This is a genomic window from Curvibacter microcysteis (genome assembly GCF_028649455.1).
Taxonomy (GTDB): domain Bacteria; phylum Pseudomonadota; class Gammaproteobacteria; order Burkholderiales; family Burkholderiaceae_C; genus Curvibacter; species Curvibacter microcysteis.
Map to the genome: position 1 here is coordinate 503338 of NZ_JAQSIO010000001.1, position 23862 is coordinate 527199.

The following is a 23862-nucleotide window of genomic DNA, read 5'->3' on the forward strand; positions in this document are numbered from 1 at the left end:
CAGACCCCAGCAAGGCCGGCGCAAGCCGGCCTTTTTCATGGCGGGCCCGAGTCCGACCTAGTCAAACGCCGCCCGGCTGGCCGCCGGCACAGCCAAGGTGCAGTCGCCCAGCGCTTCGGCCACGCAGGGCAGGATCCAGCCCTCGGCCTTCTCTTCGGCGCTCAAGCCCGGCCACTCGATGCGGTAGCGCACCTGGCCGCTCAACAAACGGCACAGGCAGGCGCGGCAGGTGCCGTTGCGGCACGAGCTGGGCAGGGTCACGCCGGCGGCTTCAGCCGACGCCAGCAGGCTGTCGCCGGCCTCCGACGTCCAAGTCCAGCCCTGTTCGGGCAAGCCAATGCGCCCCCCAGCCGACACGATCAGACCACCATGGGCGTGACCGCGCCATCCATGGCCAGGATGGCGCCCGTGATGTAGCTGGCCTTGGCCGAGGCCAGGAACAGCACCGCGTTGGCAATTTCTTCCGGCTCGGCCAGGCGGCCCAGGGGCAGTTTTTCGCGGGCGCGCTGCAGCGCCAGCTCGGGGCTGATCTGCTGCAGCCGGGCATCGGCGGCCATGCCTTCACGCAGGCGGTCGGTCAGGGTCAGGCCGGGGTTGATGGCGTTGACGCGCACCCCGCGCGGGCCATAGGCCGCAGCCAGGCCCGCACTGACCAGCATCAGCGCCGCGTTGGCGGCGCCGCCGGGCAGGTGAATGGGACTGGCCACTTTGCCGCCATTGCCCACCACGTTGACGATGGCACCTCGGCCGCGCTGACCCATGCGCTTGATCAGCGGGTCGATCATGTGGATGTAGCTGAAGTACTTGGCCTGCATGGCCGCGTGCCAGGCCTCAGGCTGCAGCTCGTCGGGCGGGGTGCGGCGCGCCGCACCGGCCGAGTTGACCAGGATGTCCACCGGGCCGAGGCCGGCCTCGGCGGCGTCCAACGCGGCCAGGGCGGCACCGGCATCGCACAGGTCAGCGGCCACGGTGGCCAGGCGGCTGGCATCAACGCCCAGGCTGGCTTGGGCGGCGGCCAGGTTGGCCGGGTTGCGCGAGACCAGGGTCACGCGCGCGCCTTCGTCCAGAAAGCCGCGCGCGCAAGCCAGGCCAATGCCTTTGCTGCCGCCGGTCACCAACACATGAAGGCCCTTCAATTGCAAATCCATGGTGTGTCTCCTGAGGTTTTCACAAAACCAAGGCAGACTACCGCAATCGCCGCGCGCCGGCCGTCTGATCTGGAGAACCCATGCTGCGTCTTCGCCCATTGCTGTCCAACCGCACCCACTCGCTTTTTCTGGGGGCCGCCCTGCTGCTGGGCGCCCAGGCCGCCCTGGCCGGGCCCGAGGTGGTGGGCGATGTCAGCACCGCTTTCAAGCTGATCGGCCCCAACCACAAGATCGTGGTGGAGGCCTATGACGACCCGCAAGTGCTGGGCGTGACCTGCTTTGTCTCGCGGGCCCGCACGGGCGGCCTGTCGGGCGCTTTTGGTGTGGCCGAAGACAAGGCCGAAGCCTCCATCGCCTGCCGCCAGGTCGGCCCGATCGAGTTCAAGGGCACGCTGCGCCAGGAGGACGAGGTGTTTTCCGAGCGCATGTCCTTGCTGTTCAAGCGCCTGCGCGTGGTGCGCATGGTGGACAGCAAGCGCAACACCCTGGTCTACCTGAGCTACTCGGACCGCCTGGTGGACGGCTCGCCGCAAAACAGCGTGACCGCCGTGCCGGTGGACCGGGCCATGACGATTCCGCTCAAATAAGCGCACGGCGCCAGCGCCCCGGCCAGGCGCTCAGGCTTCTTCGCCAGACGCCGGGACGGGTCTGGACACTGGCTTGCGCCGGCGCGGCACCAGGCGCTGCATCTCTTCGCGCAGCAGGGCCACCATCTCGGCCGAGGCGGGGCTCAGGCTGCGCCCGCGCCGGGTGACCAGGCCAATCGGGCGCAGGATGTCGGGCTCGACCAAGCGCCGACGCACCACCCCCGTCAAAGGCGCGACCGCCGCCGCCAGCTCAGGCAGGGCGGCCACCCCCAGGCCTGCAGCCACCATGGCGTTGATGGTGGCCAGGTGCTCCACCTCGTAGCGCGGCGCAAAGCGCAGCCGGTGCTGCAGCAAAGCCGCGTCGGCGTACTGGCGCACGCTGGTGGGCAGGGGCATGGAGATGTGCGTCAACTCAGCCACGTCGGACCAGGCCAGGGCGCGCCGTCCCTTGGCCAGGGCGTGCTGCGCCGGCAGCAGCAGCACGAAGCCGTCCGAGGCCAGCGGTTGGTAGTCCAGGTCGGCGTAGGCGGGGTTGGCCGCCGTCAGCGCAAAGTCCACCTGGCCGCTGCGCACCAGGTCAAAGGCCGGGCCAGACAAGGTGTCCATCACCGCCAGGCGAATGCCGGGATGGCGCTCGGTCAGGCGCGCCATCGCCAGGGGCACGACGGTGGCCGCCAGCGAGGGCAAGGCGGCCAACGTCACCTGCCCGACCTGCAATTCGGCCACGCTGCGCACGGCGCGAACAGCCTCGTCGGCTTGGGTGCACAGCAGTTGCGCCTGCTCCAGAAACACCTGGCCCGCCAGGGTCAGTTGCACGCTGCGCGTGGTGCGGTCGAACAGGCGCACCTGCAGCGTTTCTTCCAGCCGGGTCAGCACGCCAGACACCGCCGACTGCGACAAATGCACCTGCTCGGCGGTGCGCCGAAAACTCAGGGTTTGCCCGAGGGCGAGGAACACCTCCAACTCGCGCGTGGACCAATTGATCTTCATAGCCGATCAGTTTATTGAAAAAATCGTCTAGACGGTTCAATGCGGGCTTCCTAGACTGCGCCCATCTGTGCTGAACCTGACCGAGGACTTTGTCTTGAACCTGCTGCCTGAACACCCCCGCCACACCCACGCCGTTGTCATTGGCGCGGGCACCATGGGCGCCGACGTGGCCACCGTGCTGGCCCGTGGCGGCTGCCGCGTCACCGTCACCGACCCCAACGAAGCGCAACGTGCAGCCCTGCCCCTGCGCGTGCACCAGGGCCTGACGCCCCTGGACCTGGGCGCCCGCGCCGAGCGGGTGCAGTGCGTGGCCAGCCTGGCCGAAGTGCATTGGGCCGATGTGGTGCTGGTGATTGAATGCATCCCTGAAAAACTGCCCCTCAAGCAGGCCTTGTTTGGCGAACTGCTGCAGCACGCGCCGGCCGACTGCGTGCTGACCAGCAACAGCTCCAGCTTCCCCATCAGCGCCATCGCCGACGGCCTGCCCACGGCCGAGCGCATGCTGGGCCTGCACTTCTTCATGCCGGCCCACCTGGTGCCCCTGGTCGAGGTGGTGCAAGGCCCGCGCACCGACGAGGCCCAGGCGGAGCGCCTGTGCAGCTTCATGCGCGGCTGCGGCAGCGTACCGGTGCGGGTGCGCAAGGACAAGCCCGGCTTCCTGGCCAACCGGCTGCAGCACGCCCTGGCCCGCGAGGCCTTTGCCATGATCGACGAGGGCGTGGCCACGCCCGAGGACGTGGACGCTGCCGTGCGCTTTGGCTTTGGCTTTCGCTACCTGGCGGCCGGCCCGGTCATGCAGCGCGACCACGCGGGCCTGGACGTGCACTGCGCGGCCGCCGCCACCATGTACCCCTCGCTGGCGGCCAACACCACGCCGGCACTCGCCCTCAGCGAGCGCGTGGCCGCCGGCCGCCTGGGCATGAAAACCGGAGGGGGCTTTTACGACTGGCCCGAAGAGCGCCGCCTGGCCGAGCGCCAGCGCTACGACGCCCTGTTGCAGCAAGGCCTGACCCTGCTGGCCGCCGAGCTGCCCCCGATCGAGCGCGACTGAGCCCCTCACTGCCCCCCACGCCCCGCACCGCCCCACCGCCCCAGGACCCGCCCATGCCCACCACACCCCTGATCATCACCAGCGCCCCCAATGGCGCCTACAAACAGCTCAGCGACCACCCCGCCCTGCCCATCACACCCAGCAGCCTGGCCTTGTGCGCGCGCCAGTGCCTGGACGCAGGCGCGTCCATGCTGCACCTGCACATCCGTGACGCCGCCGGCCACCACAGCCTGGACGTGCAGGGCTACCGCGACGCGCTGAGCGCGGTCAAAGCGGCCGTGGGCGACCAGATGGTGCTGCAAGTCACCAGCGAAGCGGCCCGCGTCTACCACGCCCCGGCGCAGATCGCCATGGTGCGCGAGCTGCGCCCCGAGGCCGTGTCGGTGGGCCTGCGCGAGCTGGACCAGCCCGAGATCGGTGAGGCTGGCCTGGCGGACTTCTTTGGCTGGCTGGCCCGCGAACGGGTGATGACCCAAGTCATCCTCTACGACGTGGCCGACCTGCAGCGCTGGCAGTCGCTGCGCGCGCGTGGCGTGGTGCCCGAGGCGCCGTGGTTCCTGCTGTTTGTGCTGGGCCGCTACACCGCCGGCCAGACCTCCAGCCCGCTGGACCTGGTGCCTTTTGTGCACGCCCACAGCGGCCCCGAGCCCTGGGCCGTGTGCGCGTTTGGCGCCACCGAACACGCTTGCGTGACGGCCGCCGCCTCGCTGGGCGGCCATGTGCGCGTGGGCTTTGAAAACAACCTGCAGCTCAAGGACGGCAGCCGCGCCCCGCACAACGCCGCGCTGGTGGCCCAGGCCGCGCAAGCCGCGGCCAGCCTGGGCCGCCCGCTGGCCACGGCGCGCCACATCCGCGAACGCTTTGGTGCCTGAGCCACGCCCCCTTTTCGCCCCAGCCCCCCCGGAGACAACCATGCAAAGAAAACAATTCATTCACACCCTTCTCGCCGCGGGCCTGGCCGCCTCGGCGGCCCTGGTCGCCAGCCCCGCGCTGGCGCAAGACGCCTGGCCCAGCAAGACCATCCGCTTCGTCGTGCCCTACCCGCCGGGCGGCCCCACCGACCTGATGGCGCGCCTGCTGCAAGGCGAGCTGCAAACCAAGCTCGGGGTGACGGTGATGGTCGACAACAAAGGCGGCGCCGGCGGCAACCTGGGCAGCGGTGAAGTCGCCAAGCAGGCGCCAGCCGACGGCTACACCCTGCTGCTGGCCGCCAGCGGCCCGATGGCGGTCAACCCCACGCTGTACCGCAGCATGACCTTCAACCCGCAAACCGACCTGGTGCCGGTGATCCAGCTCTCGTCGTTTCCGCTGGTGCTGGAGGTCAACCCCAAAACCGGCATCAAGTCGCTCAAGGAATTGATCGCCGCGCTCAAGGACGGCAAGCGCCAGGACCTGAGCTTTGCCTCGGCCGGCAACGGCACGCCCCAGCACCTGGCCGGTGAGCTGTTCAACAGCCTGCAGGATGTGAAGATGCCGCACATCCCCTACCGGGGCGCGGGCCCGGCGCTGAACGACGTGCTGGGTGGCCAGGTGAATGTGATGTTCGACATCCTCGGCAGCTCACTGCCCTACATCCAGTCGGGCAAGTTGACCGCGCTGGCCGTGACCACCACCAAACGGGTGCCCAACCTGCCCGACGTGCCCACCATGGCCGAGGCAGGCATGCCAGGCTATGAGTTCACGGGCTGGCACGGCATTGCCATGCGCAGCGGCACGCCCCCCGCCATCGTGGACAAGCTCAACAGCACCTTGAATGCGATCTTTGCCCAGCCCGAATTCCGCAAGAAGTGGGAAGCCATTGGCACCCCGGTGGTGGCGGGCAGCGCTGCCCAGTTTGGCGAGTTGATCCGCCGCGACGCCGTGCGCCTGGGCAAGCTGGTGAAGGATTCAGGTGTGACGCTGGACTGAGCGCCCAGCCCCTTGGCGAGGCCCGGCCACGGTGGGCCGGTGGAGGCGACGCGGCCTGGGCCACGCCGCTGCGCCCAGGCCCACAGCGGCCTAGGCAAGGTGAAGCCGCTCAGAGCTTGAAGGCCACCACGTCCTGGCGCTGCTCGCCCAGGCCTTCGATGCCCAGGGTGACCACGTCGCCCTTCTTCAGGTAGACCGGGGCCGGCTGGCCGTCCTTCTTGATGCCCATGCCCACGCCCGGCGGGGTGCCGGTGGTGATGATGTCGCCGGGCTCCAGGGTCATGAACTGGCTCAGGTAGCTGACGATCTTGGCCACGCTGAAGATCATGGTCTTGGTGTTGCCGGTCTGCATGCGCTGGCCGTTCACGTCCAGCCACATGCTGAGCTTTTGCGGGTTCGGAACTTCGTCGCGCGTCACCAGCCAGGGGCCGATGGGGCCGAAGGTGTCGCAGCCCTTGCCCTTGTCCCAGGTGCCACCGCGCTCGATCTGGAACTCACGCTCGCTGACATCGTTGATGGTCACGTAGCCGGCCACATGGGACAGCGCCTCTTTTTGCGTGATGTAGCGCGCGCGCTTGCCAATCACCACGCCCAGCTCGACTTCCCAGTCGGTCTTCTTCGAGCCCTTGGGCAGCATCACCGGGTCGTTCGGGCCCTGGATGCAGCTGATGGCCTTGGTGAACACCACGGGTTCCTGCGGGATCGGCAGACCCGACTCTGCGGCGTGGTCAGCGTAGTTCAGGCCGATGGCGATGAACTTGCGCGTGCCCGCCACCGGCGTGCCAAAACGAGGCTTGCCGCGCACCAGGGGCAGCTTGTCCACATTGACCTTGGCCAGCTTGGCCAGGGCGGCATCGCTGAGCTGCTCAGGACCCACATCCTTCACCACCGCGCTCAAATCGCGCAGCTTGCCTTGGGCATCGATCAGGCCGGGCTTCTCCTGGCCGGGCTTGCCATAACGTACGAGTTTCATGAGGTCCTTTCAGGTTGGTCGGCGGCCGGGCCACCAAACGGCTGGCGGACGCACGCGGGTCATTATCGACAAAGAGAACAAAAGCTGACACAGGGCCGGCCGCTGCCAAGGCAGGCCGCAGGCCAGGATCAGATGGTGATGCCGCCATCGACCGAGTAGGCCTGGCCGGTGACAAAGGCCGACTCATCACTGGCCAGGAACACCACCAGCGGGGCGATCTCATGCGCCTGCGCCAAACGCCCCATGGGCTGGCGCGCGATGAAGGCCTGCCGCGCCGCCACCGGGTCGTCGTTGGCGTTGATGCGGTCTTGCAGCGAGGGCGTGTCCACCGTGCCGGGGCAGACCGCATTGCAGCGCACGCCCTGGCCCACGAAGTCGGCCGCCACGCTCTTGGTCAGGCCAATCACCGCCGCCTTGGAGGCGCCATAGATGAATCGATTGGGCAGGCCTTTGAGGCTGCTGCACACGCTGGCCATGTTGATGATGCTGCCGCCGCCCTGCGCCAGCATGCGCGGCAGCGCGGCCTGCACGGTCCAGAACTGGGCCCGGGCATTGAGGTTGAAGGCGAAATTCCAGTCCTCGTCGGTGGCCTGCAGCACGGTGCCGCTGTGCACAAAGCCAGCGCAGTTGAACAGCACATCGAGGCGCGGCAACTCGGCCACCAAGGCCTGGATGGCGGCCTTGTCCATCACGTCGAGACGCCGCGTGTGGATGCGTGGCTCACCCTGGTAAGTCGCCAGCAAATCGGTGTTCAGGTCGGTGGCCCACACCTCGGCGCCCTCGGCCGCCAAAGCCAGAGCAGCCGCCCGGCCAATGCCCTGCCCCGCCGCAGTGACCAGGGCGGTTTTTCCTTTGAGTCTCATGCCATCTCCGATGAAAAAACGAGGTGAGAAAACACATTGGGCGCGCTTCAGGGTTTTGCCTGATGGGCTCGCCAGCCTTCCGTGGCATTCTGAATTGGTCTGACCACTTGGCCACTCATGAATAACCCTGAGGGGCCCAAGCCGGTCTTCAGCCGCCCCTGTCTTGTTGAGAAAACCCTGCGCCGTGCCCATCCAGTCCGTTGAACCCAAACGCCTTTACCGCCAGATCGCCGAGCAATTGCGCGGCCTGATCGAGCAAGGCGAATTCGCGCCGGGCTCGCGCCTGCCGGCCGAGCGCGACCTGGCTCGCCAACTGGGCGTGAGCCGCCCCTCGGTGCGCGAAGCCCTGATTGCGCTGGAAGTCGAAGGCTGGGTCGAAGTGCGCACCGGCTCGGGCGTCTATGTGCTGGCCCGCCTGCCGGTGGCCGGTGGCCCGGCGGCGGTGCAGATTGCGCCCACCGAGTGGGGGCCGCTGGAGTTGATCCGCGCACGCCGTGTGGTCGAGGGTGAGATCGCCGCTTTGGCCGCCGTGCAGGCCAAGCGCCGCCACCTGAGCGCCATGCGCCAGGCCATCCAGGACATGACCACCTCGGCCAACCAGGGCGTGATGCCGCTCGATGGCGACCGCGCCTTCCACTCGGCCATCGTCGAGGCCTGCGACAACATGGTGCTGATCGAGACCATCCACCACTTCTGGGATTCACGCCGGGGCCCGCTGTTCGAGCGCCTGGGCGGCTACTTTGAAACCCTTCCCTCCTGGCGCGCCGCCATCGAGGAGCACGAAGCCATCTACCAAGCCATTGCCGCGCATGACGCCGACGCCGCGCGCACCGCCATGCACCGGCACATGGACAACTCGCACAGCCGCTTCAGCGCCAGCTGGCGCCAGGCCAAACGAGCGGGCAGCGGCTGAGCCGCCCGGCACCGTGACCTGGGGGCAGGCGCGGCAGGACAAGTTGACGACGACCCGACCGATTGACACCGCAACGACAACGACAGGAGACAACATGAACCGACTGAGCCTTCCCCGCCGCAGCCTGCACACCTTGGCCGCCAGCCTCTTGATGGCTGGCGTGCTGGGCGCCCCCACCCTGGCCCAAGCCCAGACCAAGCTCAAATGGGCCCACGTCTACGAGACCTCCGAGCCGTACCACAAGTGGTCGGTCTGGGCCGCTGACGAAATCAAGAAGCGCAGCAACGGCAAGTTCGACATCCAGGTCTTCCCGGCCTCCACCCTGGGCAAGGAGAGCGACATCAACCAGGGCCTGCAGCTGGGCACGGTGGACATCATCATCTCGGGCGCGTCCTTTGCCTCGCGCAGCTTCCCGCGCATTGGCGTGGGCTACTACCCCTACACCTTCCGCGACGCCGACCACCTGATCAAGTACGCCAAGAGCGATGTGTTCAAGGAGCTGGCCGACGGCTACAAGCAAAAGACCGGCATCCAGGTCACGGCCGTCACCTACTACGGCGCGCGCCACTCGACCAGCAACAAGCTGTTCAAGACCTGCGACGACATGAAGGGCCTGAAGATGCGCGTGCCCGACGTGCCGGCCTACATGGCCTTGCCGCGCGCCTGCGGCGCCAACCCGACGCCAATCGCTTTTGCCGAGGTCTACCTGGCGCTGCAAAACGGCACCGTCGATGCCCAGGAGAACCCGCTGCCGACCATCGAGGCGAAGAAGTTCTTTGAAGTTCAGAAGAACATCATCCTGACCGGCCACATCAACGACTCGCTGATCACGCAGGTCGCGCCCCACGTCTGGAACGCCCTCAACGAAGGCGAACGCAAGCTGTTCACCGACGTGATGCAAGAGGCCGCAGCCAGTGCCACCAAGGACATCCAGAAGCGTGAAGGCGAGCTGGTGGACGACTTCAAGAAGCGCGGGCTGAACGTGGTCGAGGTCGACAAGAACGCCTTCCGCGACCGCATCGTGAAGGCCATCGACATGAGCACCATGGGCTACGACAAAAAAGACTGGGACCGCATCCAGGCCATCCGCTGAGCCTGCGGCTGCCCCCGCCGCGCCGCGCCCGCCCGGGCCGGCGCTTTTGTCCCCACCGGCCCGGCCCCTTCGCCCGGGCCCCGCTGCAAAGAACTGCCATGCACGATCTGGATTCCGGCCCCCGCGTGATGCGCGCCGACGGCACCTTTCACACCACCGATGACGAGGTGGACCTGTCCGACACCCCCTGGGAGGCCTGGCTGGCCCTGGCCTTTTTCTGGGCCCTGGGCGCCACGGTGGTCTACCAGTTCATCACCCGCTACGTGCTCAACGACTCCGCAGCCTGGACCGAGGAGATCGCACGCTACCTGCTGGTCAGCACGGTGTTTGTGGGCGCGGCCATTGGCGTGGCTAAGAACAACCACATCCAGGTCGACTTCTTGTACCGCTACTTGCCGCCAAGCGCCGGGCGCGCCATGGCCCTGCTGGTCGACGTGCTGCGCATCGCTTTCTTTGCCGCCGCCTCGGTGCTGACGGTGCAGATGATGATGAAGATGGACACCTACAAGATGACCGTGGTCGAGCTGCCCATGAACTACGTCTACGGCGTCTGCCTGCTGGGCTTTGCCGCCATGACCGCGCGCTCGGTCTGGGTGCTGCGCATCCATTGGCAGCGCGGCTACAGCGCGCTGGAACGCCCCGAATCCACCATGGCCGAGCGCTGAGCGCCAGCGCCCCACCACCGGACCCCACCCATGTTGAAAATCATTTTCCTGTTCATGATGGCCAGCGGCCTGCCCGTGGCCATCGCCATGGCCGGCGCCTCGCTGGTCTACATCCTGTTCACCGGCAACCTGCCGCCCTTTGTGGTGATCCACCGCATGGTCAGCGGCATTGACAGCTTCCCGCTGCTGGCCGTGCCCTTCTTCATCCTGGCCGGCAACCTGATGAACAACGCCGGCATCACCAACCGCATCTACAACTACGCGCTGGCCCTGGTGGGCTGGCTCAAGGGCGGCCTGGGCCATGTCAATGTGGTCGGCTCGGTGGTGTTTGCCGGCATGAGCGGCACCGCCATCGCCGACGCCGCCGGCCTGGGCACGATCGAGATCAAGGCCATGAAGGACCATGGCTACGGCACCGAGTTCGCGGTCGGCGTGACCGCCGCCTCGGCCACACTGGGCCCCATCATCCCGCCCAGCCTGCCCTTTGTGATCTACGGCATGATGGCCAACGTCAGCGTCGGCGCCCTGTTCCTGGCCGGCATCCTGCCCGGTGTGCTGATGGCCCTGGCCATGATGGTGACGGTGGCCTACTTCGCGCACAAGAACGGCTGGGGCGCGGACGTGAAGTTCGAATGGCCGCGCGTCATCAAGGCCTTGGCCGAAACCGCCGTGGTGGTGGGCTGGCCGCTGGCAGTGTGGGCCGCGATCACCCAAGCGGGCCTGCCCGCCCAGGCCACGGTGCTGGGCGCCTTGCTGCTGCTGTTTGCCGCCGACAAGCTGTTCGACTTCCAGGCCGTGCTGCCCATCATGACCCCGGTGCTGCTGATCGGCGGCATGACCACGGGCATCTTCACGCCCACCGAAGGGGCCATCGCCGCCTGCCTGTGGGCCATGGTGCTGGGCTTTGCCTGGTACCGCACGCTGCGCTTTCGCATGTTCGTGAAGGTCTGCCTCGACACGGTGGAGACCACCAGCACGGTGCTCTTCATCGTCGCGGCCGCCAGCATTTTTGGCTGGATGCTGACGGCCACCGGCGTCACCACCTCGATCGCGGGCTGGGTGCTGGGCTTCACCAAGGAACCCTGGGTGTTCCTGCTGATGGCCAACCTGCTGATGCTGTTCGTGGGCTGCTTCCTGGAGCCCACCGCGGCCATCACGATCCTGGTGCCCATCCTGGTCCCGATCTGCCAACAGCTGGGCATTGACCTGGTGCACTTCGGCCTGGTGATGGTGCTCAACCTCATGATCGGCCTGCTGCACCCGCCCATGGGGATGGTGCTGTTTGTGCTGGCCCGGGTGGCCAAGCTCAGCGTGGAGCGCACCACCGTGGCCATCCTGCCCTGGCTGGTGCCGCTGCTGGGCAGCCTGGTGCTGATCACCTACTGCCCACAGCTGGTGCTGTGGCTGCCCCGCCTGTTTTATTGAACCCCACACCGCCCAAGGCCTGTGACCATGACCCCTTTCATCCGACTCCACCCCGATGACGACGTGCTGATTGCGCGCAGCCAGCTGCTCGGCGGCACCGTGCTCGACGGCCTGACCGTGCGCGGCCTGGTGCCCCCGGGCCACAAGGTCGCGGTGCGCGCGCTGGACGCCGGCACCCCCGTGCGGCGCTACAACCAGATCATTGGCTTTGCCTCGCGCCCCATCGCGGCGGGCGAGCATGTGCACACCCACAACCTGGGCATGGGTGCAGCCAAAGGCGCTTTTGAGCGCGACTACGCGGTGGGCAGCGACGTGAAGCCCGCCCCGGCCCCGCGCGAGGCCCACTTCATGGGCATCCAGCGCGCCGATGGCCGTGTGGCCACGCGGAACTACATTGGTGTGCTGTCCAGCGTGAACTGCTCGGCCACCGCGGCGCGCGCCATCGCCGACCACTTCTCGCGTCAGAACCGGCCCGAGGCGCTGGCCGCCTTCCCGCAAGTCGATGGCGTGGTCGCCCTGACCCACGGCAGCGGCTGCGGCATGGACACCGAAGGCCTGGGCCTGAAGCTGCTGGAACGCACCCTGGCGGGCTACGCCACCCACGCCAATTTCGCCGCCATCCTGGTGGTGGGTCTGGGCTGCGAGGCCAACCAGCTCAAGACCTGGCTGGCCCACAGCCACCTGGCGGAGACGCCGCTGTTCCAGGTGTTCAACATCCAGGACAGCGGCGGCACCCGTCAGACCGTGGCCAAGGGCATTGCGCTGATCGAGCACATGCTGCCCCTGGCCAATGCCGTGCAGCGCGTGCCCTGCAGCGCCGCCCACCTGACCGTGGGCCTGCAGTGCGGGGGCTCGGACGGCTACTCCGGCATCAGCGCCAACCCGGCTTTGGGCGCGGCGGTCGACCTGCTCGTGGCGCATGGGGGCACCGCCATCCTGTCCGAAACCCCCGAAATCTATGGCGCCGAGCACCTGCTGACGCGGCGCGCCGTGCGCCCCGAGGTGGCCAACAAGCTGATCGAGCGCATCCGCTGGTGGGAGCAGTACACCGCGCTCAACGGCGGCGAGATGAACAACAACCCCTCGCCCGGCAACAAGGCGGGCGGCCTGACCACCATCCTCGAGAAATCGCTGGGTGCGGTCGCCAAGGGCGGCACCAGCAACTTGCAGGCAGTGTACGAGTACGCCGAGCCCGTGCGCGAGCACGGCTTTGTCTACATGGACACCCCGGGCTACGACCCGGTCAGTGCCACCGGTCAGGTGGCCGGTGGGGCCAACCTGATTTGCTTCACCACCGGCCGGGGCAGCGCCTATGGCTGCGCGCCCTCCCCCTCGCTCAAGCTGGCCACCAACAGCGCACTGTGGCAGCGCCAGGAGGAAGACATGGACATCAACTGCGGGGAAATCATCGACGGCGGCAGCAGCATTCAGGCCATGGGCCAGCGCATTTTTGAGCTGATGCTGGCCACCGCCTCCGGCCAGAGCAGCAAGAGCGAACGCCACGGCTACGGCCAAAACGAGTTCGTGCCCTGGCAGATCGGCGCCGTGATGTAAGCCCCCCGCCAGGCCCCTTCCACCCCAAACAGTTTCACCATGAACCCACGCTTTTCCGCTCCGGCCCTGCGCGCACAAGTGGCCCTCATCCTGCAACACGCGGGCAGCCTGCCGGCAGAAGCCGAGTTGGTGGCCGACAACCTGGTGCTGGCCAACCTCAGCGGCCACGACTCGCATGGCGTGGGCATGGTGCCGCGCTATGTGGACGCCGTGCTCGAAGGCGGCCTGAAGCCCAATGCCGCGCTGTCGGTGCAACTGGACACCGGCCCCCTGCTGACGCTGGACGGCCAGCGCGGCTACGGCCAGGTGATTGGCGAGCAAGCCATGCAGATGGGCATCGAGCGCGCTCGCCAGTACGGCACCTGCACCGTGGCCCTGGGCAACAGCCACCACCTGGGACGCATCGGCCACTTTGCCGAGATGGCCACCGCTGCGGGACTGGTCTCGATCCACTTCGTCAACGTGCTGTCGCGCCCCGTGGTCGCGGCCTGGCAGGGCGGCGACGGGCGCTTTGGCACCAACCCCTGCTGCATCGGCATTCCGCTGCGCGACGCGCCGCCCTTTGTGCTGGACTTCGCCACCAGCCGTGTGGCCCAAGGCAAGATGCGCGTGGCCCACAACCAGGGCAAGACCGTGGCCAGCGGCCTGCTGATTGACGAACATGGCGCGCCCACCCAGGACCCCGGCGTGGTGGTGGTGCCCCAACCCGGCGGCGGCTTTGGTGCGCTGATGCCCTTTGGCGAGCACAAGGGCTACGGCCTGGCTGTGGCCTGCGAACTGCTGGGGGGTGCCCTCACTGGCGGCGGCACCTGGCACCAACCCGCCGATGCACGCAAGGCCGTGCTCAACGGCATGCTGACCCAGCTGATCGACCCGGTGCGCCTGGGCACCCAGGCGCACTTCGAGGCCCAAGCCACGGCTTTTGTCGACTGGCTGCGGCACAGCCCGCCCGCGCCTGGCACGGACGGCGTGCAACTGGCTGGTGAGCCCGAGCGCGCCGCCCGCGCCGAGCGCCTGCGCGACGGCATCGAGCTGGACGCCACCACCTGGCAAGAAATCGTCGCCGCCGCCCACAAGGTGGGCGCGCCGGTGTCGGCGGCCTGAACGGAATGCCCGCCATGACCCCCACCCCGCCCCCCCACACGGCGCCCAGCGCACCCGCCCGGCCTGCGGCCCTGGGCGCCCTGCCCGCCATCCTCGACCAGGTGGCCTTGGTCACCGGCGCCAACGCCGGCATGGGACTGGCCACCACGCGCGCCTTGCTGCAAGCCGGCTACCGCGTGGCCGCCACCGACCTGAAAACCGACCAGGTGGCCCAGGCCCTGGGCGAGCACGGCGAGCGCCTGTTTTGCACCCCCATGGACGTCAGCGATGTGCAGGCCGTGGACGCCGCCTGCCGCCGCATCGAAGCGCACTGGGGCCGCATCGACGTGTGCGTGAACAACGCCGGCATCCTGCAGTACGCCAACTGCGAGCAGACCACGCCCGAGCTGTGGCAGCGCATCCTGCGCGTCAACCTGGACGGCGTGTTCTACGTCAGCCAGCGCGTGGCGCCCGGCATGAAGGCGCGCCGCTTTGGCCGCATCGTCAACATCGCCTCGTTCGGCGCCAAGACCGGCGGCCTGTCGCCACTGCCGGCCTATGCCGCCAGCAAGGGCGGCGTGGTCACGCTGACCTTCAGCTTTGCGCGCGAGTACGCCGCCTTTGGCGTGACCTGCAACGCCCTGGCCCCCGCTTTTGTGAAGACCCAGATGGTCACGGAGCAGGTCTCGCCCGAACGCCAGGCCGAGCTGCGCAAGACCATTCCTGTGGGCCGTTTTTGTGAGTTGGAGGAGTTTGCCCACTGCGTGCTCTTCCTGGCCCACCCCCTGAGCGGCTTCATCACCGGCGAGGTGCTGGACCTCAACGGTGGCCTGCAATTCGATTGAGCCCTTCCCCGCCTGCCACACCCATGCCTTCGCTGAACCGCCACACCCTGAACCAATTGCCCGAGCGCGGCGTGCGCGTGCCCGGCGCTGACCGCCACCGCCTCACGCCTGGCGTGCTGCACCTGGGCCTGGGCGCCTTTCACCGCGCCCACCAGGCCCTGGTCTTTGACCACCTGCTGCAAGCCGGCCACCGCCACTGGGGCGTGCACGGCGTGGCCATGCGCAGCACCACCTTGGCCGACGCGCTGGCACGCCAGGACGGTCTGTACGCGGTACAGATCGCCAGCCAACAAGGCCTGCACTGGCAGGTGCCGGGCGCCTTGCTGCGCACCAGCGTGGCCGCGCGTGAGCCCGAGGCGGTGCTGCAAGCCATCGCCGCGCCGGGCACGCGCTGGATCACCCTCACCGTGACCGAGAAAGGCTACACCCCCGAGCTGGCCGCGCTGCTGCGCCAAGGCCTGGCGCGGCGCCAGCAAGCGGGCCTGCCCGGCCTGACCCTGGCCTCCTGCGACAACCTCAGCGACAACGGTCGGCGCCTACAGGCCTTGTGCACCGCCGAGCCCGGCGCGCTGTCGGACTGGATCGCCCAGCGCTGCGCCTTCCCCAACAGCATGGTGGACCGCATCGTGCCAGCGGCCACGCCCGAGCGGCTGCAGGCAGCGCGCCAGGCCCTGGGCCTGGACGATGAGGCGGCCCTGGGCACCGAGGCGTTTTGGGAATGGGTGATCGAGCGCCGCTTTGTCGACCCCGCCGACGGCCCCGCCCTGGCCAGCGCGGGCGTCACCGTGGTCGATGACGTGCGCCCGTTTGAAGAAGCCAAGCTGCGCCTGCTCAATGGCAGCCACTCGGCCATGGCCTGCATGGGCGCGGTGATGGGCCTGGCGGTGATTGCCGACTGCATTGGCACCCCCGCGATCCGGCAGTTCGTGCACAGCCTGATGAGCACCGAGGTGGCGCCGCACCTGAGCCGGCGCGACTGGGCCGACTACCGCGATGCCCTGCTGGCGCGCTTTGGCAACCCCGAACTCAAGCACAGCGTGCACCAGATCGCCACCGACAGCTCGCAAAAAATCCCGCTGCGCTGGCCCCCTTCGGCCGAGCGCCAACTGGCCGCCGGCCAGGGCATCAGCCACCTGGCCTTCAGCGCGGCGGTCTACCTGCGCTACCTGCTGGGCGTGAACGAACAAGGCCAGCCCTACACCTTGAACGACCCGCAAGCCGAGGCGCTGCAGGCGCTGGCGCGCGCCCACGCAGGTGATGCGGCCGCCACGGTGCGGGCCCTGTCGGCGCGGCTCGACCTCTGGGGCCCCACCCTGCCACACCACCCGCGCTGGACTGGCGCCGTGCAGCATCACCTGGAGCGCATCCAGGCCCTGGGCGTGCTGGGCGCACTGAACGAACTCCATGCCGCCACCGCCCCAAGCGGAACCCCATGAAAATCACCGCTGCCCGCGTCATCGTCTGCTGCCCCGGCCGCAACTTCGTCACCCTCAAGATCGAAACCGACCAGGGCCTCACCGGCCTGGGTGACGCTACCTTGAACGGCCGCGAGTTGGCCGTGGCCAGCTACCTCAACGACCATGTGATCCCTTGCCTGATCGGGCGCGACGCGCACCAGATCGAGGACATCTGGCAGTACCTCTACAAAGGCGCCTACTGGCGGCGGGGCCCGGTCACCATGAGCGCCATCGCGGCGGTGGACACGGCCCTGTGGGACCTCAAGGCCAAGGCCGCGGGCCTGCCGCTGTACCAACTGCTGGGCGGGCGCAGCCGCAGCCGCGTGCTGGTCTATGGTCACGCCAATGGGCGCGACATCGAACACACCGTGGACGAGGTGCTGCGCCACCGGGAGATGGGCTTCCTGGCGATTCGCGCCCAAAGCGGGGTGCCCGGCCTGGACAAGGTCTATGGCGTGGGCCACGGCGGCTTCTACGAGCCCGCCGATGGCAGCTTGCCCAGCGAGCACGACTGGAGCAGCGAAAAATACCTGCGCCACACGCCCGCCCTGTTCGCTGCCGTGCGCGAGGCCGTGGGCCCGGAGGTGCACTTGCTGCACGACGCGCACCACCGGCTCACGCCCATCGAGGCGGCGCGCCTGGGCAAGGCGCTGGAGCCCTTTCACCTGTTCTGGCTGGAAGACGCCACCCCCGCCGAGAACCCGCAGGCCTTTGCGCTGATCCGCCAGCACACCACCACGCCGCTGGCGGTGGGCGAGGTGTTCAATTCCTTGTGGGACTGCAAGGCCCTGATCGAGCAGCAGTGGATCGACTACATCCGGACCACCGTGGTGCACGCGGGCGGCATCAGCCACCTGCGCCGCATCGCCGACCTGGCGGCGCTCTACCAGGTGCGCACCGGCTGCCACGGCGCCACCGACCTGTCACCGGTGTGCATGGGCGCGGCGCTGCACTTCGATACCTGGGTGCCCAACTTCGGCATCCAGGAGTACATGCCCCACACCGAGGCGACACTGGAGGTCTTTCCACACGATTACCGCTTTGAACAAGGATTCATGCACTGCGGCGAGACGCCGGGGCACGGGGTGGACATCGACGAGGCCCTGGCGGCCCGCTACCCTTACCAGCGCGCCTACCTGCCGGTGAACCGACTGCAGCACGACGGCACCTTGTGGAGCTGGTGACTCAGGCGGCCAGCAGCAAGTCCAGCGTGCCGTCCAATTGCTCGGAGGGCAGGCGCTTGAAGCCGGAGCGCGCATAGCGCTGCAGGCGACCTTGCAAAAATGCCGTCAGCGCCGCCGCCCGCACCTGCGCATCCACCGTGGGCGTGGGCGAGCCCAAGGCCTCGGCCAAGGGGCGCAGGCACTGGCGCAAGGTGGACTCCAGCCGGTCAAACAACTGGTTCATGCGCTGCTGCAAGCGCTCGTGTTCCAGCACCAGGGCGTCGCCACACATGACGCGCACCATGCCTGGGTTTTTTTCGGCGAACTGCACCAGCAGGTACATCACCCGGGTGGCCTGGCGCCGGCCCAGCGTGCGCGGGTCAGCGTCACCCGCGGCCTCGCGATCGATGAGCTGCTTGGCCAGGGAGAACACGGTCTGCTCGATGAACTCGATCAGGCCCTCAAACATTTGCGCCTTGCTCGCGAAGTGGCGGTACAGCGCGGCCTCGCTGACGCCGATGCGCGCGGCCAGCGCGGCCGTGGTGATGCGCTCGGCGCCGGGCTGCTCCAGCATGCTGGCCAGGGTCTGCAGGATCTGCACGCGCCGCTCACCAGGCCGGGGGCGCTTGCGCGCAGGGACTGCGTCGATGTCCGCGCCCACCTCGGCCTGCGCCTCGGGCAGCAGCGGGTTCAAAACGTCATCGGAAGCGGCGGTGAATGAGGGGGTATCGGGCATCGGCGAAGGGGGTTGGCGCGGCTGATTCTCGCACACGCGAATGGGCGCACCCGGGGCCTGCGCCAGCCCGGGCGCCAAGGCCCGCGATGCGGTCGAAGGTGGGAAGACAAGGGGCGTCCGCAGCCAACCGGAAGGGCTCGCGCCCGCCGGTGGCGCGGGGCGATCTCAGGCCGGCTCGGGGGCGAACACCAGGCGCACCAGCAGGCCACGATCCCCCTGGCCGGCGTGCAGCTCCAGGGTGCTGTGGTGGACGCGGGCAATCTCATCGGCGATCGCCAGGCCCAGGCCGCTGCCCTCGCCCACGGTGCCCGGCACGCGGTAGAAGCGTTCGGTGACTCGGCTGCGTTCGGCCGCCGAGATGCCCGGACCGTCGTCCTCCACCGCGAGGTAGGGCTTGACGGACCCAGCCAAGGGGATCAGCCCACAGCGCAGGGTCACGCTGCCGCCGGGTGGGGTGTAGCGGATGGCGTTGTCCACCAGGTTGGCCAACAGCTCGCGCAGCAGCCATTCATGGCCTTGGGTGTGGGCGGCTTGCGCAGCCAGGCCCAGGTCGATGCCGCGTGCGGTGGCCGCGTCCAGGTGGGCCTCCAGCAGCGACTCGCACAAGGCCAGCAGGTCCACGCGTTGCACGGGCTGGGCCTCCATGCTGCGCGCATCGGCACGCGACAAGGCCAGCAACTGGTTGGCCAGTTGCGAGGTGCGGCGGGTGGCGCGGCGCAGCTTGTCGATCTGCTCGGCGTCCAGCGCCAAGGTGACGGGCTGGGCACCGCCCGCGCCAGGCACCGGTGTCGACGCCCCCGGGGGCTGGCGGTGCTTGTTGTGCAGCACCTGGGCCCAGGCTTCAACCTGGGCTTGTAAACCGGCCAAAGGGGTGCGCAGTTGGTGGGCCGCGTCGGCGATGAAGCGGCGCTGGCTGGCCGACTGGGCGTTGACCAGGTCGAACAAGCGGTTGAGCGACTGGACCAGGGGCCGCACCTCGGCGGGCGAGGCGGCCACGTCGATGGCGCTGAGGTCTTGGGGCGAGCGGTTCTCCACCGCCTCGGTCAGTTCGATCAGGGGGCGCAGCGCGCGGCGCACGGCCCAACTGACCGTCAAGGCGGCGGCGATCATCAGCACCAGATTGGGCAGCAGCACCCGGGCCAGCAAGGCGCTGAGCCACTGCTGGCGCGGGTCCGAGCCGTCGGCCAGTTGCACGACCAGCTCGCCCGCACGGGTGCGCACGCGCTGCGACACGATGCGGTAGGTGATGCCCTGCTCTTCGACGCTGTGGAATTCGGGCTCGCCCGTGGCCACGGTGGCGCCGGACAGCCAGGGCTCGCCGTGCAGCAAGCGGCCGTCCAGGTCGTTGACGCTGTAGGCCGCGTGGCCGGGCCGCAGTTTGAGAAAGTCCTCCACGGGGGGCGCCAGCAGCAGCACGGGCGGGTCGCCGCTTTGCACGCCCGGCGCGACCACCGAGTCGGCCAGCAAGGGCACGTAGCGCAGCAGTTGGCGGTCGTGCTGGACCGCCGCGCTGTCGGCCGAGCGGTAGTCAAACCAGGCATTGCCCAGGCCCAGCAGGAACAGCGGCGCCAGCAGCATGACCAGCAGCCGGTTGCGCAGGCGGCTGGCCATTCAGGCGCCTTCTTGCAATTCGAGGCGGTAGCCAAAGCCCCGGATGGAGCGCAGCGCCAGGCCATGCGGCTCGAGCTTGCTGCGCAGGCGGGAGATGTAGACCTCGACCGCATTGGGCGTGATTTCCTTGTCCCAACCCGTCAGGGCGGCGAGCAGCTTGTCCTTGCTGGCGGGCTTGGGGGCGTTGATCAGCAGGTACTCCATCACCGTCCACTCGCGCGGGCCCAGGTCGATCACGGTCTGGCGACCGTCGACCGGGTGGCGCACCGTGGCGCGGCGGCTGGCGGTGTCCATCTCCAGCGGGCCGAAGCTGAGCACGGCGGACGTCGCGGCCTGGGAGCGGCGCAGCAAGGCGCGCAGGCGGGCCAGCAGTTCAGGCAACTCGAAGGGCTTGACCATGTAGTCGTCGGCCCCGAGGTCCAGGCCCTGGACGCGGTCCTGCAAGGCGTCGCGCGCGGTCAGGATCAACACCGGCATGGTGCGGCTGGCCACGTCGGACAGGCGCAGGCGCCGGGTCAGGTCCAACCCGCTCATGCCGGGCAGGCCGATGTCGATGATGGCGGCGTCAAAGGTCTCGCCGCGCAGCACCTCTTCGGCGCGCTCGCCGCTGCCGACCCAGTCCACGGCATAGCCGGCATCGCTGAGGCCCAGCTTGATGCCGCTGGCCACCATCACATCGTCTTCTACGAGCAGCAGTCTCATGCGGTGCAGGGGGGTTAAAACCAGACCCTCAGGCCCGCCCGGCCAGCGCCAGGGGCGCGGCAAGCGGGCCTGAGATGGGGTGCGCTCAGTGCGAGCGGATCATGGTGCCGAAGGCCTGTTCGGTCAGGATTTCCAGCAGCATGGCGTGCGGCACGCGGCCGTCGATGATGTGCACCGCGTTGACACCGCTCTTGGCCGCGTCCAGCGCGCCGGCAATCTTGGGCAGCATGCCGCCCGAGATGGTGCCGTCGGCAAACAGCTCGTCGATGCGCTTGGCCGTCAGGTCGGTCAGCAGCTGACCCGACTTGTCGAGCACGCCCGGGGTGTTGGTCAGCAGCACCAGCTTCTCCGCCTTGAGCACGGTGGCCAGCTTGCTGGCCACCACGTCGGCGTTGATGTTGTAGCTTTCGTTGTCTTCGCCAAAACCGATCGGGCTGATGACGGGGATGAAGGCGTCGTCCTGCAGCGCCTTGACCACGCTGGGGTCGATGGAGACGATGTCGCCGACCTGGCCCACGTCGTATTCTTTGTTCGGGTCCTGGTTGTCGACCATCTTGAGCTTTTGCGCGCGGATCATGCCGCCGTCGCGCCCGGTCAGGCCCACCGCCTTGCCGCCGGCCTGGTTGATCAGGCCCACGATGTCTTGCTGCACTTCACCGGCCAGCACCCACTCCACGACTTCCATGGTTTCGGCGTCGGTGACGCGCATGCCCTGGATGAACTCACCCTTCTTGCCCAGGCGGTTCAGCGCGGTTTCGATTTGCGGACCACCGCCGTGCACCACCACCGGGTTCATGCCCACCAGCTTGAGCAGCACCACGTCTTCCGCAAAGTCGGCCTGCAGGGCCGGGTCGGTCATGGCGTTGCCGCCGTACTTGATGACCAGGGTCTTGCCGTGGAACTTGCGGATGTAGGGCAGCGCCTGGGCCAGGATCTCGGCCTTGTCGCGCGGGGCAATGGATTGGATGTCGGTCATGGTCTGAACTGAGGGTGGGTGCCCCGGGCCGGGGCCTGAGGCGGTTTACCAGGAGGGGCTGAAACACAGCCGGGGGAGGCGAAACAGGCCGAATTGTGCCGCAAGCGACAGGGCCCTTGCGGCCTGGCGTTCCGTGTCGGCCAGAAAAGGCCGATCACGCCGCGCTCAACGACGCAGCCAACCGGGCACCTTGAAGCGCACGATGGCCAGGTAGGCCAGCACATAGGTCACCACGAACAGGCCACAAAACAGCAGCAGCACGACGGAGTTCTGCCAGAACAGCACGGCCGGCAGCACGGTCAGCGCGGTGAAACCCCAGAGGTAGGGCGAGGTGCGGTTGTTGCGGATCAGCAACTGCCGCGCGTGGTCGTCATGGAACACCTTGCGCACCAGGCGGCGGAAGATCAGCTGGTGAAAGTGCAGCGCATCCGCCACACCCGGCGACACGCCACGCGCCGCTTTGCGGTAGATGGAGAACAGGGTCTCCCACACCGGGTAAATCAGCAGCAGCAGCGGGAACCAGGGCGAGACCGCCGGGTTGCGCTGCACCAGCATGATGGCGCCGACCGCGATCACGCCGCCCCACAGGTAAGCGCCGCCGTCGCCGGCAAAAATCAGGCCGCGCGGGTAGTTCCAGATCAGGAAGCCCGCGGTCGCGCCGGCCAGCGCCATCATCAGCGCGGCCAGGGTGCGGTCGCCCACCTGCAAAGCCACGTGGGCCAGGGCCAGGGAGATCAACAACGCCACGGTCCCGGCCAGGCCGTTGTAGCCATCGATGATGTTGAAGGCGTGGGGCAGGCCGGCAATGGCCATCACCGCCAGCACCACGGCCAGCCAGGGCCATTGCTTCAGGCTGCGGTCGATCCAGTCGATGTCCAGGCGGGGCACGGCCAGGCCGAGCAACCAGCAGGCCAACACCGCCGTGCCAAAGGTGGCCAGCAGGCGCAGGCTGACCGGCAAGCGCTGGGTCATGTCTTCCATCAGGCCCGTCAGCAGGGCCGGCATCATGACCAGCAGCCACAGCAGCACGTTGATGGGGTTGAGCCGCAGGTTCAGGTTAACCAACACCCCATCGACCAAAGCGCCCACCAGCCAGGCCCCCGACAGGCCCGCGCCCAAGGCCAGGCCGCCCAGGCGCGGCACATGGCCGACGTGGAAGCGCTGGGGCTTGTCGTCGCCATAGCGAAACATGGCCGCGGCACGGCCTTGCGCGCGCACGATCGCCACCCCCGTCAGGAGGGCGATCAAAAAGGCGATGGTGGTGAGGACAACCATCAGGCGGTCAGGCGGTTCAAGCAAGCTCCCGGGCTGGCGACGCGGTGCACGGAACGATCAATCAGTTCGACTCGGCGCGCAGGGCTTCTTGGGTCTGAATGGCTTGCTGCAGGCGCAGCAGTTGTTCTTCAGAAAAAATCTGTGCGTAGGCCACGGGCAGACCGCCTTCGTTGCGCAAGCGCAGCAGTTTCTCGGGCGACAAGGCCGCCAAGGCCGCTTCGTTGATGTGGAAGAGACCCGCCACCTTTTGGTCTTGCCCGTTGTGGCTGGCCACCAGCTCCCAGGGGCTCAACACGCCCGCCGCAAACAGGGCGGTGGCAGCGCGGGTGATTTGCACACGGCCGTTTTCCAGCTCGATCAGGAAGTTCATGACGCGCTGCAGTTCGGCACTGGGCAGGCCGTTTTGCTCGAAGAAGGGCTGGCCTTCCGAGGCCGGCACCAAGTGCTCGCCCGTGTCGAGGGTGGCCAACACCAGGCCTTTTTGCTGCGCGTCGCGCACCAGGCGGAAGGGGTGGGCCCGCAGGGCGGCCGGCACATAGGCGCCCAGCCATTGGCCTTGGGGGCCGACCAGCAGGTTGGTGTTCTCCAGCAGCGACAGGATGGCCACCAGTTGCCACTCACCAGCCAACTTCACAAAGGCCAGCGGCAGGTGGGCAGCCGCCTTGCGCAGTTCAGCCGCCGACAGGGGCACAAACGAGGTGGTCACAGCGTATTGGTAGTGACCTGGGTGCTTCCAGAATTGGCCAGCGAAGGCTTCGGGAGAGACGGCGGTAAGAGCCTGCATGGATAAACCTTTTGGATTCACTCGGGAAAATCGCCAGGGTAGGCCCGATGCAAGTGGCCA

The 23862-nt window shown here is 68.2% G+C and carries 24 protein-coding genes; 13 read left to right on the top strand and 11 right to left on the bottom strand.

Annotation, left to right across the window (positions count from 1 at the left end):
- Positions 1–57 precede the first annotated feature (57 nt).
- Positions 58–360: a 2Fe-2S iron-sulfur cluster-binding protein gene (locus PSQ39_RS02175; protein ID WP_409241989.1), complete on the bottom strand. Its 303-nt coding sequence runs from the start codon at positions 358–360 to the stop codon at positions 58–60.
- A complete protein-coding gene (locus PSQ39_RS02180; protein WP_273924951.1) occupies positions 360–1148 on the bottom strand; it encodes an SDR family oxidoreductase in 789 nt (262 codons plus the stop codon). The genes PSQ39_RS02175 and PSQ39_RS02180 overlap by 1 nt, the downstream gene beginning before the upstream one ends.
- Positions 1149–1228: 80 nt before the next feature.
- Here PSQ39_RS02180 and PSQ39_RS02185 point away from each other — a divergent pair, with 80 nt between their 5' ends.
- Positions 1229–1735: a CreA family protein gene (locus PSQ39_RS02185; protein WP_273924952.1), complete on the top strand. Its 507-nt coding sequence runs from the start codon at positions 1229–1231 to the stop codon at positions 1733–1735.
- Positions 1736–1765: 30 nt separating this feature from the next.
- Here the strand turns inward: PSQ39_RS02185 and PSQ39_RS02190 are convergent, their stop codons facing one another.
- Positions 1766–2725, bottom strand: coding sequence for a LysR family transcriptional regulator (locus PSQ39_RS02190; protein ID WP_273924953.1), 960 nt, complete (start codon positions 2723–2725; stop codon positions 1766–1768).
- Between the two features lie 76 nt (positions 2726–2801).
- On the opposite strand from PSQ39_RS02190, the gene PSQ39_RS02195 reads away from it, so the two are divergent.
- The 3 genes from PSQ39_RS02195 to PSQ39_RS02205 are packed head-to-tail and all read left to right on the top strand — an operon-like array spanning position 2802 to position 5684.
- Complete coding sequence (locus tag PSQ39_RS02195) at positions 2802–3776, top strand: 3-hydroxyacyl-CoA dehydrogenase family protein (RefSeq protein ID WP_273925610.1); 975 nt, start codon at positions 2802–2804, stop codon at positions 3774–3776.
- Between the two features lie 53 nt (positions 3777–3829).
- On the top strand, positions 3830–4648 hold the full coding sequence (locus PSQ39_RS02200) for a BKACE family enzyme (protein ID WP_273924954.1): 819 nt from the start codon (positions 3830–3832) through the stop codon (positions 4646–4648).
- Positions 4649–4688: 40 nt separating this feature from the next.
- Complete coding sequence (locus tag PSQ39_RS02205) at positions 4689–5684, top strand: Bug family tripartite tricarboxylate transporter substrate binding protein (protein ID WP_273924955.1); 996 nt, start codon at positions 4689–4691, stop codon at positions 5682–5684.
- Between the two features lie 109 nt (positions 5685–5793).
- Here the strand turns inward: PSQ39_RS02205 and PSQ39_RS02210 are convergent, their stop codons facing one another.
- Positions 5794–6657 carry a fumarylacetoacetate hydrolase family protein gene (locus PSQ39_RS02210; protein ID WP_273924956.1) on the bottom strand — a complete coding sequence of 288 codons (864 nt, stop codon included), beginning with the start codon at positions 6655–6657 and terminating at the stop codon, positions 5794–5796.
- Positions 6658–6785: 128 nt separating this feature from the next.
- Positions 6786–7520, bottom strand: a complete 735-nt coding sequence (locus tag PSQ39_RS02215) for an SDR family oxidoreductase (protein WP_273924957.1) — start codon at positions 7518–7520, stop codon at positions 6786–6788.
- A gap of 184 nt (positions 7521–7704) precedes the next feature.
- Here PSQ39_RS02215 and PSQ39_RS02220 point away from each other — a divergent pair, with 184 nt between their 5' ends.
- The 9 genes from PSQ39_RS02220 (at position 7705) to manD (ending at position 17739) form a co-directional block, all read left to right on the top strand.
- On the top strand, positions 7705–8433 hold the full coding sequence (locus PSQ39_RS02220; protein WP_273925611.1) for a FadR/GntR family transcriptional regulator: 729 nt from the start codon (positions 7705–7707) through the stop codon (positions 8431–8433).
- Positions 8434–8527: 94 nt separating this feature from the next.
- Positions 8528–9526 carry a sialic acid TRAP transporter substrate-binding protein SiaP gene (locus PSQ39_RS02225; protein WP_273924958.1) on the top strand — a complete coding sequence of 333 codons (999 nt, stop codon included), beginning with the start codon at positions 8528–8530 and terminating at the stop codon, positions 9524–9526.
- A 98-nt stretch (positions 9527–9624) separates the two neighbouring features.
- Positions 9625–10191, top strand: a complete 567-nt coding sequence (locus tag PSQ39_RS02230) for a TRAP transporter small permease (protein WP_273924959.1) — start codon at positions 9625–9627, stop codon at positions 10189–10191.
- Between the two features lie 30 nt (positions 10192–10221).
- Positions 10222–11616 carry a TRAP transporter large permease gene (locus tag PSQ39_RS02235; protein WP_273924960.1) on the top strand — a complete coding sequence of 465 codons (1395 nt, stop codon included), beginning with the start codon at positions 10222–10224 and terminating at the stop codon, positions 11614–11616.
- Positions 11617–11643: 27 nt separating this feature from the next.
- Positions 11644–13170: a UxaA family hydrolase gene (locus PSQ39_RS02240; protein ID WP_273924961.1), complete on the top strand. Its 1527-nt coding sequence runs from the start codon at positions 11644–11646 to the stop codon at positions 13168–13170.
- Positions 13171–13209: 39 nt separating this feature from the next.
- Positions 13210–14274, top strand: a complete 1065-nt coding sequence (locus PSQ39_RS02245; RefSeq protein WP_273924962.1) for a malate/lactate/ureidoglycolate dehydrogenase — start codon at positions 13210–13212, stop codon at positions 14272–14274.
- Between the two features lie 14 nt (positions 14275–14288).
- Positions 14289–15098 carry an SDR family NAD(P)-dependent oxidoreductase gene (locus PSQ39_RS02250; protein ID WP_273924963.1) on the top strand — a complete coding sequence of 270 codons (810 nt, stop codon included), beginning with the start codon at positions 14289–14291 and terminating at the stop codon, positions 15096–15098.
- 23 nt (positions 15099–15121) lie between these two features.
- On the top strand, positions 15122–16534 hold the full coding sequence (locus PSQ39_RS02255; RefSeq protein WP_273924964.1) for a mannitol dehydrogenase family protein: 1413 nt from the start codon (positions 15122–15124) through the stop codon (positions 16532–16534).
- Positions 16531–17739: a D-mannonate dehydratase ManD gene (gene manD, locus PSQ39_RS02260; RefSeq protein WP_273924965.1), complete on the top strand. Its 1209-nt coding sequence runs from the start codon at positions 16531–16533 to the stop codon at positions 17737–17739. Before PSQ39_RS02255 ends, manD begins: the two co-directional genes overlap by 4 nt.
- Position 17740: 1 nt before the next feature.
- Here the strand turns inward: manD and slmA are convergent, their stop codons facing one another.
- The 6 genes from slmA to PSQ39_RS02290 form a co-directional block, all read right to left on the bottom strand.
- Positions 17741–18454: a nucleoid occlusion factor SlmA gene (gene slmA, locus PSQ39_RS02265; RefSeq protein WP_273924966.1), complete on the bottom strand. Its 714-nt coding sequence runs from the start codon at positions 18452–18454 to the stop codon at positions 17741–17743.
- A 165-nt stretch (positions 18455–18619) separates the two neighbouring features.
- Positions 18620–20065 (bottom strand): sensor histidine kinase, encoded by a 1446-nt coding sequence (locus PSQ39_RS02270; RefSeq protein ID WP_273924967.1) that lies wholly within the window; start codon positions 20063–20065, stop codon positions 18620–18622.
- Positions 20066–20767 (bottom strand): response regulator transcription factor, encoded by a 702-nt coding sequence (locus PSQ39_RS02275; RefSeq protein ID WP_273924968.1) that lies wholly within the window; start codon positions 20765–20767, stop codon positions 20066–20068.
- Positions 20768–20852: 85 nt separating this feature from the next.
- Positions 20853–21743 carry an acetylglutamate kinase gene (gene argB / locus PSQ39_RS02280; RefSeq protein WP_273924969.1) on the bottom strand — a complete coding sequence of 297 codons (891 nt, stop codon included), beginning with the start codon at positions 21741–21743 and terminating at the stop codon, positions 20853–20855.
- A 165-nt stretch (positions 21744–21908) separates the two neighbouring features.
- Positions 21909–23018, bottom strand: a complete 1110-nt coding sequence (locus PSQ39_RS02285) for an MraY family glycosyltransferase (RefSeq protein ID WP_273924970.1) — start codon at positions 23016–23018, stop codon at positions 21909–21911.
- A 61-nt stretch (positions 23019–23079) separates the two neighbouring features.
- The gene (locus tag PSQ39_RS02290; protein WP_273924971.1) at positions 23080–23802 is read right to left on the bottom strand and encodes a SapC family protein; all 723 of its coding nucleotides are present in this window, start codon (positions 23800–23802) and stop codon (positions 23080–23082) included.
- Between the last annotated feature and the right edge of the window lie 60 nt (positions 23803–23862).